Annotated in this window: 5 protein-coding genes and 1 pseudogene; all 6 read left to right on the top strand. The window is 57.7% G+C overall.

Annotated elements, in window-relative coordinates:
- Positions 1–17 precede the first annotated feature (17 nt).
- Positions 18–1,871 (top strand): protein translocase subunit SecD, encoded by a 1,854-nt coding sequence (gene secD / locus LG30_RS0102250; RefSeq protein WP_033129087.1) that lies wholly within the window; start codon positions 18–20, stop codon positions 1,869–1,871.
- 9 nt (positions 1,872–1,880) lie between these two features.
- Positions 1,881–2,828, top strand: a complete 948-nt coding sequence (gene secF, locus LG30_RS0102255) for a protein translocase subunit SecF (protein ID WP_033129088.1) — start codon at positions 1,881–1,883, stop codon at positions 2,826–2,828.
- 97 nt (positions 2,829–2,925) lie between these two features.
- Positions 2,926–3,294, top strand: a complete 369-nt coding sequence (locus LG30_RS0102260; RefSeq protein ID WP_033129097.1) for a rhodanese-like domain-containing protein — start codon at positions 2,926–2,928, stop codon at positions 3,292–3,294.
- 90 nt (positions 3,295–3,384) lie between these two features.
- The gene (gene nlpI, locus LG30_RS0102265) at positions 3,385–4,320 is read left to right on the top strand and encodes a lipoprotein NlpI (RefSeq protein WP_310597479.1); all 936 of its coding nucleotides are present in this window, start codon (positions 3,385–3,387) and stop codon (positions 4,318–4,320) included.
- A gap of 393 nt (positions 4,321–4,713) precedes the next feature.
- A pseudogene (locus LG30_RS22635) lies at positions 4,714–5,508 on the top strand (IS3 family transposase); the annotation flags it as partial.
- Positions 5,509–5,692: 184 nt separating this feature from the next.
- A partial coding sequence (locus tag LG30_RS0102275; protein WP_238566368.1) for a Wzz/FepE/Etk N-terminal domain-containing protein occupies positions 5,693–6,109 on the top strand: 417 nt, incomplete at its 3' end.

The following is a 6,109-nucleotide window of genomic DNA, read 5'->3' on the forward strand; positions in this document are numbered from 1 at the left end:
CTCCCGAGGAGCACAGCGTGTTAAATCGCTATCCGCTGTGGAAATACCTGATGGTGGTCTTCGTGATCGCCATCGGTTTTCTATATGCAGCCCCCAATCTTTACGGCGAAGACCCGGCCCTGCAGGTATCTGCCAGCCGCGGCGCCGAAGTCAAACTAGAGACGCTGGATCTGGTGAAGGAGACGCTCGAGGCGGCTCAGATCCCGGTCAAGCATGCGGCGTTCGAACACGGCTTCATCCTGGTCCGTTTTAACAACACCGAAGATCAGCTCAAGGCGCGCGATGTCGTCGCCGGCAAGCTGGGCGACAACTTTATCACGGCCCTGAACCTGGCTCCGTCCACGCCTGCCTGGCTCGAAGCCATAGGTGCGGCGCCGCTCAAGCTGGGTCTGGACCTGCGCGGTGGTGTGCACTTCCTGATGGAAGTGGACATGGCCGAGGCGCTGACCAAGCAGCAAGAGCAGATGGTGCAGGATTTCCGCACCGAGCTGCGTACCCAGAAGATCCGTTACTCCGGCGTGCGCCGGGTGGGCGATCAGGTCCAGGTGGTGTTCCGCGAGGAAGAAGATCAGGTCAAGGCCGCCTCTTTCCTGCGCCGCCAGAATCCGGATCTCACCTTCACCACCGAGCAGAAGGGTGACGACTTCATCCTGCTGGCCGGCTTGAGTGACGCCAAGATCAAGGAAGTGAAGAAGTACGCCCTCGAGCAGAACATCACCATCATCCGTAACCGGGTGAATGAGCTGGGTGTGGCCGAGCCGCTGGTGCAGCAACAGGGTGCCGAGCGCATCGTGGTTGAGCTGCCCGGTATTCAGGACACCGCCCGTGCCAAGGAGATCCTGGGCGCAACCGCGACCCTGGAATTCCACATGGTCGATGAGAGCGCCGACATCCAGGCTGCCGCCGATGGTCGTGTACCGCCGAGCTCCAAGGTCTACAACGATCGCAACGGCCGTCCCGTGGTGCTGCAAAAGCGCATCATCCTGACCGGTGACCACATAGTGGGTGCCCAGTCCGGTTTCGACGAATACAGCCGTCCCCAGGTCAACATCAAGCTCGATGGCCAGGGTGGCAACAAGATGGCCAACTTTACCAAGGACAACGTTGGTAAGGGCATGGCGACCGTGTTCATCGAGTACAAGCCGGTGGGTCAGCCTGGTCCGGATGGCAAGCGCAAGTTCCGCAAGCAGGAAGAGGTGATCAACGTCGCGACCATACAGTCACGACTGGGTAGCCAGTTCCGCATCACCGGGATCGACAACGCCAACGAAGCCCACAACCTGGCGCTGCTGCTGCGTGCCGGTGCCCTGATCGCGCCCATCCAGATCGTGGAAGAGCGCACCATAGGCCCGAGCCTGGGTCAGCAGAACATCGACAGCGGGATGGAAGCCATCGGCTGGGCCATGCTGGTGATCGTGCTGTTCATGGGGATCTACTACCGTGCCTTCGGTTGGGTCGCCAACCTGGCGCTGACCATGAACCTGGTGCTGATCGTCGGTATCATGTCGATGATCCCGGGGGCCACCATGACCCTGCCGGGCATCGCCGGTATCGTCCTGACGCTGGGCATGGCGGTGGATGCGAACGTGCTGATCTACGAGCGTATTCGTGAAGAGATCCGCAACGGGCGCGGGGTGCAGCAAGCCATTCACATGGGCTTCGACCGTGCCTTCTCGACCATCGCCGACTCCAACGTTACCTCGCTCATCACCTGTGTGATCCTGTTCGGTATCGGCACCGGCGCCATCAAGGGCTTCGCCCTGACGCTGGGCATCGGTCTGACCGCCTCCATGTTTACGGCCATCACGGTATCCCGCGCCATTATCAATCTGGCCTGGGGTGGACGGCGCATCGACAAGCTGCCGATCTAAGGAAGAGACATGTTTCAGATTCTACATTTTGAAAAGCCGATCCCCTTCATGCGCTTCGCCAAGTCGGGAATGGTGTTCTCTGCCCTGCTGACGATGTTCGCCCTGTTCTGCCTGTTCGATCGCGGTCTGAACTGGGGGCTGGACTTCACCGGCGGCACCACCATAGAGGTGGGGTTCCAGCAGTCGGTGAGCCTGGACAAGATGCACGAGGCGCTGGATGAGCAGAAGATTGAAGGGGCGACCCTGCAATTCTTCGGCTCCAGCCGCGACGTGCTGGTGCGCATGACCCCGAAAGAGGGGGTCAAGGTGGAACAGCAGGGCAACGAGGTACTGGCGGCCGCCAGGCTGATCGATGAAGGTGCCGTGCTCAAACGCGTCGAGTTCGTCGGTCCTTCGGTGGGGGACGAGCTGGCGACAGACGGTGCCCTGGCCATGCTGGCCTCCATCCTCTGTATCCTGGCCTACGTGGCGGTGCGGTTCGAATGGCGTCTGGCCATGGGGGGTATCCTCTCCCTGGCGCACGACGTCATCATCACCCTCGGTATCTTCGCCTACTTCCAGTACGAGTTCGACTTGACCGTGCTGGCGGCGCTGATGACGCTGGTGGGCTACTCCCTGAACGACACCATAGTGGTGTTCGACCGCCTGCGGGAGAACTTCCGCAAGGTGCGCAAGGGGGATACCAGCGAAATCATGGATCTCTCCATGACCGAGACCCTGAGCCGGACCATCATCACCTCGGGGTTGACCTTCGTGGTGGTGGTGGCGCTGCTGCTCAAGGGCGGTCCGCTGATCCACGGTTTTGCCATCGCCATGGTGATCGGGGTGGCCTTCGGGACCTACTCCTCCATCTATGTGGCGAGCGCCTCTGCCATGTTCTTCGGGGTCAAGCGGGAGCACATGCTGCCGACCCAGGTGGAAAAAGAGGGCGCGGATCAGCAAGAGATCCTGCCGTAATCGACAAGGGCGCCACAAGGCGCCCTTTCTCTTATGGTCCAGCTGAGTCATTATGCTCATCATGGTGGGCAACATGCGCGAGAACAAGGAGCAAGTCATGCAACACAATCCCCGTTTTCTGGCCCTGGTAGAGGCCGTTCGCCCCCAGGTGCAGGAGACAGACGTACACCAGATAAAGCACTGGCAGGATGAGGGCCGCGCCTTTCATCTCATCGACGTGCGCGAAGAAAGCGAGTGGGCCAGGGGCCATCTGCCCGGGGCCGAATACCTGGGCCGTGGCGTGATAGAGCGGGACATCGAGACCCGTTACCCGGACCCAGCCACCGAGCTCTACCTCTATTGTGGTGGGGGCTTTCGCTCCATCCTGGTGGCGGCCAACCTGCAGAAGATGGGTTATAGCCGGGTTGTCAGCGTCGATGGAGGCTTTCGGGGTTGGCGTGACGCCGGATACCCTGTCGAATCCTGATTTATTTGAGGGATAGGGGTTGCGCCACATGACAAACTCTCGGTTGACCTTTACCATATGCCGGGTCAAGCGTAAGCGTCGGAGTGTTCATTGAACGTCAGGATAGGGATTGGGTACCTCACGGGTATCCTGTTGTTGCTCCCCATGTGGGGATGCAGCAGTAGCAGTCAGGTTGAAGCGCCTCAAGTTCCCAAGCCACAACCCGCTTCACTGGTATTGGCGACCCCTCTGCAGGTCTCTTACCAGAGCGAGTTGGCGCTGGCGCGACTCGGGCAGATGCTCAGTGAAATGGAATTGACGACGGAACAACGGGCCGAGCTGTTTTATGAGCGTGCCGTGGTATTTGACCGGGTCGGGTTGCGTTCCCTTGCCAGATTGGATTTCAACCGCGCCCTGCGGGAGAAACCCGATTTTGCCGAGGCCTACAACTTCATCGGCGTCTATCTGGTTCAGCAACAGAACTATGACGAAGCCTATGAGGCATTCGACTCCGCCCTCGAACTCGCCCCGGATTACGACTACGCCTACCTCAACCGTGGCATAGCGCTCTATTACGGCAACCGTCCAGAACTGGCGGTGGCCGACATGAAGCGCTTCTACGAGGCGCAGCCGGAAGATCCCTACCGGGTGCTCTGGCTCTATCTGGCCGAGCAGAAGCTCAATGCCCCTGCCGCCATGAGCCGGATGCGCGAGCGGTTAAACAAGTACGACGACGACGCCTGGAACTGGGATCTGGTTCGCCTCTACACCGGCGAGATCAACGCCACCCAGCTGATGGGCAACGTGGTGAAAGGGGTAAAGGATAACCGGGAGCTGGCCGAGCGCCTGTGTGAAACCTACTTCTACCTCGGCAAGTTTGAGCTGGCCAAGGGCAACCGCAAGGAAGCCATCAGCTACTTCAAACTGGCGCTCGCCAACAACGTCTATGACTTCATCGAGCACCGCTATGCCCTGCTCGAGCTGGAGCTGATGGCGCGTAAACCCCTGCCACCGGGTGCACAGGGCAAGAGTAGCAAAGCCTCCTGACAGACTTGTGCTGCCGGATGTAAAACAGGCCTCCTGATGAAGCCTGCGTATGTCATGTAAGATAATGAAATAAAAGAATTTATTTTAGTCAATGTCCATATGTTGACCACATCGAGAAAAAACCAAAGCCCCGCGTCGTCGGGGCTTTGTCTTAATTGCAGTTGAGCCTGTAGTGTGATCGGACCCATTTTATAAAAAGCCAATCTTCTCTCAAATGTGCAGGCCAATGCATATCGGCGGCAGCGGTATTTGTGGGACGGAAATCCAGTCTTATCCTAAGCGCCGCCTATTAACATAATCACATTATGTGCGGTCAGGGTTTATAGGGGTAAGAGTAAGGAGCCGGAGGCCCCTTGATTCTCATACAGGACTCTTGAGGCCTTGCAGCTCCGCTCCTATGCCTTTACGCTCTGTATCTCTACCAACATTTCGTCACAGCTCGTCATCTTGCGTAGCGAGGTGCGTCGGGCCAATGGACTCAGCCGTGGCTCCGCAGAGGCCCGGACGATAGCTGACATAGTGACCCAGTACGGTATTACTGAGCCGTTATCGCGCAGGTAAACTGATGAAAACGCTGGTGTTCGTCAGTAGCCAGCTCCCCGTGCACAAGTACCAACGCGCGCAGCAGGAGCATGTCAGCATCCCCAACCGGTTAGCGCGCCAGTTTGCGGTGACCAGACCGGATCAGGTGTGGTGTGGCGATATGATCTACATCTGGAGCGGCCAGCGTTGGGGCTATCTGGCGGTGGTGATGGAGTTTGCCAGAAAACCGGCGGGTTGGGCTTTTAGTCTGTCGCCGGACAGCGAACTGACAGCCAAGGTCTGACCATGGCCTTCGAGGCGCGTGGGCGGCCGACGGGAGTCATGTTTCACTCGGATCAAGGTAGCCATTACAGCAGCCGTCGGTACCGCCAGCAGCTGTGGTGATATCGGATAGAGCAGAGCATGAGTCGGCGGGGAAATTGTTGGGACAATGCGCCGATGGAGCGGCTGTTTCGCCGTTTGAAAAGTGAATGGGTACCAGCGACGGGATACAGGAATATGGCGGATGCCCAACAGTCGATAACCGAGTAGTTGATGGAGTATTACAGCGATATCAGACCCCATCAATACAAGGGGGGGTTAACCCCCAACGAATCTGAGCGCCTCTACAGGAATGCTGATAAAACCGTAGCCAGTTTTGCTTGACCACTACAGATGCAGGGCTGCCTGATGGCGTCATGTATACGGCGCCCTTCCCTGGCAATGCCAAGTGATCCTGCCCCCTATCTATCAGCCGCCGACTCAGATACCAAACAGCGCCTCCAACTCTCTGCACAAGCAATGAAAACAGGATTACAGTCTTATCTGAATTCAAGGAGAGTACTTGCCAATGCTGAAAGAGGAATCGAATGTGCAGAACAATCAAATTCAGCCCCCTGGCTGGTACCCCGGTTCGTACAGTGATGAGATCGACCTGAGCGAATTGATCATCGTGTTATGGCGCAAGAAGTTATTGATCTTGTTGATCACAGGTTTGTTTACTGCTGCAGGTATTGCTTATGCGTTGTTGGCACCACAAGTCTGGTCGGCCAAGGCCGTGATCAAGGCTCCTCTGCAGCAAGATCTGCTGCCTATGACGCGGATTGCCAACCAGGCCATGTTGTTGGGGCTCACCGGATTTCCTAGCAGCAAGGTGATTCATGATGATTTCATCCGTGAATTCAACTCCTATGATAATCAACGGGAGTATTTGCAAGAGAGCGAGCTCTTCAAGCGCCATATTGCAACAGCTAAGCCAGATGAACAG

The organism is Aeromonas aquatica, assembly GCF_000764655.1.
In the GTDB taxonomy this organism is placed as follows: Bacteria; Pseudomonadota; Gammaproteobacteria; order Enterobacterales; family Aeromonadaceae; genus Aeromonas; species Aeromonas aquatica.